The sequence below is a fragment of the Bacillus sp. LL01 genome (genome assembly GCF_001037965.1).
The window spans coordinates 1-3,842 of record NZ_LFEL01000208.1 but is presented as its reverse complement, the minus strand read 5'-3'; the positions used below and the strand labels follow the sequence as shown (position 1 = coordinate 3,842).

Below are 3,842 nucleotides of genomic sequence, written 5' to 3'. Positions count from 1 at the left end.
ATTACATACTTGGCTAATCAGTCAATTATAAGAGGCTACGAAGATGGAAGTTTTAGGCCCAATACCATCGTAACTAGAACTCAAGCGGCAATCATGATTGTGAATGCCTTAGGTATTAGTACAGAAAATCGTCCTGCTGTTCAATTTAATGACATTAAAGATGATTTTCATGCTTATGATTATGTAGCAGCCATTTCGGATGAAGGGATCATGAATGGAAGTAATGGGAATTTCAGACCAAATGAAGCTCTAACAAGAGGGCAAATGGCAGCGATTATTGACCGTGCTTTTAAGCTACCTCTCTATCAAGAAGAAAAGCAATTCACTGATATCGGAAGGGGATTCACCTTCTATACATCGATTCAAAATTTAGCATATAACCGTATTACTACTGGTTATGAAGAAGACCAAACGTTTAGGCCGAATGCTTCATCTACAAGGGCGCAATTCTCAGTTTTTCTTGCTAGAGTGCTAGATGATACATTCAAACATGACATTCAAGAAGATACGGTTGATCAAATTATTGTCGTATCTACTAACAATCTATCGGCTCAGCGAGCAACTCTTAGAACCTATGAACGAGTAAATGGAAAGTTAGAGCGGAAGTTTGCTCCAATGGGGGCGGTTGTTGGCTATAATGGAATTGGTCAAAATAAAAGAGAGGGTGATGGTCAGACCCCGATGGGTACCTATGATATGGGTATGGCATTTGGTACAGCCGCTCCTCCAAGAGGTACAAGATCAACCTATCAACGTATAACAAGTGATGACTATTGGATTGATGATGTGAACTCACCGGACTACAATCAATGGAAAAGGTACACTGGAAATCCGAGTAGTAAATGGAATAGCTTTGAGCGTATGAACATTGACTTATATAAGTACGGAATGGTTATTGAATATAACACGAATCCAATTGTACCAGGCCATGGTAGTGCGATTTTCTTGCATAAGTGGAGAGGTTCAACCAGTCCGACAGCTGGATGCGTTGCAGTTTCAGAGACAGATTTAGTAGAATTATTAAAATGGATTGATCCAAAGAAGTCACCTACAATTATTATTACATTAGAAGATCACTTTATGTCAGAGTTAGATCGTTACAGATAATATGGATATATCGGTGAAGAAGAGCGTGCAACTAGCTCTTCTTTTTTATTGCCTTTTTAATCATCCCATTGTAATGGATAAAAAGGTAAAAGTGATTCAATCTTCTTTGTATTAAACTTGTAATACTTTCACTTGGTTAGTCTTGGTGTGTGACTAATGACCTAATTAATATATGCGAACTAATATCTTTAACCGATTTTTTAAAAAATAAACCGGTAGTTTAGACCCATTTTATATTACATCTATGTAATAATTCGTCGAATCTAAATTATATTTGCTAGTATGTAGAAAGTGAAAAACAAATAAACAATTCTTTTATTCTATGAAAAAGAAATTAAAACTAACGACGCAGCCCATAAATAGCAAAGACATACATAACTCTAATAGAAGAGTAAGAGACATTATATAGGAGGAAGTATTAATTATGAAAAAAGTATTACTAACTTCATTAGTAGCGGCAGGACTTTTATTAGCAAACCCAAGTGTATCAGATGCAGCATTAGGAGACCAAACACTTCGTTTCGGTATGTCTCACGGTGATGTAACTGAATTACAACAAGCGCTTAAATCAAAAGGATACTTCACATTTAATCGTGCAACTGGTTATTATGGAACTATTACTCGTGATGCAGTTCGTCAATTCCAAGCTTCTAACAACCTATCAGTAGATGGTATTGCAGGCCCACAAACATTCCGCGCACTTGGCGCATCAGGTGGACAAGCACCAGCATCTACTAGCTCAAATACATCAGCAGCATCTTCATCTGGAGTGCTACGTGTAGGTTCTAGAGGAAGTGCAGTAACTTCATTACAACAACAATTACGTGACAAAGGTCACTTTAGCTCTTCAATTGATGGAGTATACGGCCCACTTACTCAACGTGGCGTTCGTAGCTTCCAATCAGCAATGGGACTTTCAGCTGACGGAATCGCAGGTCCACAAACATTTAACGCATTAAGCAGTGGAGTTGTTGCATCAGCATCAACTAGTTCAAGAAGCTCATCATCATCTGCAAGCTCTAGCTCAAGCGTTAATTCATCAAGCTTAGTATCATTTGCTAGATCATTAACAGGCACACCGTATCGTTTTGGTGGTACAACTACATCCGGTTTTGACTGCAGTGGTTTCACTCAATACGTATTCAGAAATCAAGGCGTATCTATTCCTCGTACTGCAGCACAGCAATGGAGTGCAGGTAGATCTGTATCAAATCCACAAGTTGGAGACCTTGTATTCTTTGAAACATATAAAAGTGGTCCATCTCATAACGGGATCTACATTGGAAACAATCAGTTCATCCACGCTGGATCATCAACTGGCGTAACAGTTTCAAGCATGAGCAACACTTACTGGGCACCACGTTACCTTGGAGCGAAACGCGTAAACTAATAAATGTCTAAAACTTGTTCACTATTAAAGTGAGCAAGTTTTTTTATTAGGGTAACCTAAATAGTGGTTAATGTAGAAATTGTACTTAATAATAGAAAATAAACTCAAAATATGTCATATTATTTCATATTTTTACTGATTTTTGATGGTTTAATTGGTAAAATGGTGATGGACTATAAAAGTCTACCAAATCTTTTATCCAATAGGGGGAAAAACATGTCTAAAATTTTTAACAAGATTATTAGTTATGCTTTAGTTTTCACACTTATTTTTGGACTATTTTCAGCTTCATCTGTTCACGCAGCTGAGGACAACACATTAAAAGTACGTGTACTTGGAACGACAGATATTCATGCACATATTATGAACTATGATTATTATGCAGATCGTGAGACTAATGCTTTTGGATTAGTTAAAATTTCAACGTTATTAAAAGAATTACGTGAGGATCATAATACGATCTTGGTTGACAATGGAGATGTCATTCAAGGGAATCCTTTCGGAGAATATGTTTACAGAAACTTAAAAGAAAATGAAGTTTCACCTATTATGGCAGCGCTTAATCTATTAGACTATGATGCTGCAACTGTAGGGAATCATGAGTTTAACTATGGATTAGATTTCTTAGATCAAACACTTGCGGGAGCAGAGTTTCCTATTGTAACTGCCAATGTATTTAAAGATGATGGTGGCGCAAATGATGAGCCATACTTTGGTCAATATATAGTAGTTGATAGAGAGTTTGTCGACGAGAATGGTAACACACAAACCATTAAAGTAGGATTTACAGGTTTTGTTACTCCACAAATCATGACTTGGGATGCTGGACATCTAACTGGTAAAGTTGTGACTAAAGACATTACGGAAACAGCGAGAACAATCATTCCTCAAATGCAAGCAGAAGGTGCAGAGCTAATTGTTGCGATTTCTCACTCAGGGATTGAAACAACTGAACAAGCTCCTGGTGCTGAAAATGCTGTATATGATTTGACGAAAGTTGACGGTATCGATGCAGTTGTTTCAGGTCATCAACATGGTATGTTCCCTGGAGATAGCCGTTTTAATAACGTCGACACAATTGATAATGAAAAAGGATTAGTTAATGGAGTACCTGTTGTTATGCCAAACAACTGGGGAAGTCATCTTGGTATGATTGACTTAGAACTTCAACAAGTTGATGGGGAGTGGAATGTAGTAGATTCTCAGTCTAGTATTGTTTCTGCTGAACAGTCCCAACCTGATGAAGAGATGGTTGAACTAGTAAAAGAATGGCATGAGGGTACACTTGATTATGTTCGTAGTCCAGTTGGAACAACAACTGCACCGATTAATAGCTTCTTTGCTT

The 3,842-nt window shown here is 37.5% G+C and carries 3 protein-coding genes; all 3 read left to right on the top strand.

Annotated features, from left to right (window positions below; all coding sequences use genetic code 11):
* A partial coding sequence (locus AB685_RS32250) for an S-layer homology domain-containing protein (RefSeq protein ID WP_241773407.1) occupies positions 1 to 1,107 on the top strand: 1,107 nt, incomplete at its 5' end.
* Positions 1,108 to 1,531: 424 nt separating this feature from the next.
* Positions 1,532 to 2,497 (top strand): peptidoglycan-binding protein, encoded by a 966-nt coding sequence (locus tag AB685_RS28040; RefSeq protein WP_047973889.1) that lies wholly within the window; start codon positions 1,532 to 1,534, stop codon positions 2,495 to 2,497.
* A gap of 216 nt (positions 2,498 to 2,713) precedes the next feature.
* Positions 2,714 to 3,842 (top strand): metallophosphoesterase (locus AB685_RS28035; RefSeq protein WP_047973888.1); only part of this gene is annotated, 1,129 nt, incomplete at its 3' end.